This window comes from Pseudoruminococcus sp., assembly GCF_047012705.1.
Lineage (GTDB): Bacteria > Bacillota > Clostridia > Oscillospirales > Acutalibacteraceae > Pseudoruminococcus.
In genome coordinates this window covers 8707-9565 of the sequence record NZ_JBKXNW010000006.1, presented here as the reverse complement: position 1 = coordinate 9565, position 859 = coordinate 8707, and the positions used below count along the sequence as shown (strand labels likewise).

The following is an 859-nucleotide window of genomic DNA, read 5'->3' as shown; positions in this document are numbered from 1 at the left end:
CTATTATAGCAGAAACTAAAACGAAAGCTGATCAAAAGCCTGTTGTAGCAGAAACTAAAACAGAATCTGATGAAAAGTCTGTTGTAGCAGAAATTGAAACAGAAGCTGATGAAAAGCCTGTTGTAGCGGAAACTAAAACAGAATCTGATGAAAAGCCTATAACAGCCGAAATTAAATCAGATACTAAGGTATACAAAAAGAAAACAGATGATGAATTGACTTTCGATGAAATTCTTGCAGAAGAAAAACGAAGCAGAATTTCGATAGATATTGCACTTGACGACGATGAATTAAACGAAGATGTTTCAGATTCACCGCTTTCAGATCAACTTGATTTTTCTGTTCTTTCAGAACAAGTTGCGGGTGATGTTTTAAGAGAGCCACGCAGACCTCAAAAATCAAAAATTATAAAGCCAGTTGAAGCAGAAACTAAGACAGAAGAATCTGCAAAGCCAGTTGAATTAGAAAATAAATCTGATGAAAATGATATTAATTTTGAATCAGTGGCAAAGCAAATAATGGCTGAGACTAAGGTTGAAAAGCCAGTATCAAAGCCTGCTCAGAATGAGGTTCAAAATGATGATTTTGAGTTTGATAGTCCTTTCATTCAAATAATTGATATGCCGACTAAAAAGCATATTGAAAAGAAATCTGAGCCGGTCGAACAAGCTGTCGTTGAAGAAAAGGCAAAGCCAGTCGAACAAGCTGTTGTTGAGGAAAAGGCAGAGCCGATCGAACAAGCTGTCGTTGAGGAAACGGCAGAGCCGGTCGAACAAGCTGTTGTTGAGAAAAAGGCAGAGCCGGTCGAACAAGCTGTCGTTGAGGAAACGGCAGAGCCGGTCGAACAAGCTGTTGTTGA

1 pseudogene is annotated in these 859 nt (G+C 38.6%); it reads left to right on the top strand.

The features are described 5' to 3' along the window. Positions 1-859: pseudogene (locus ACLU24_RS06945) on the top strand (hypothetical protein); the annotation flags it as partial.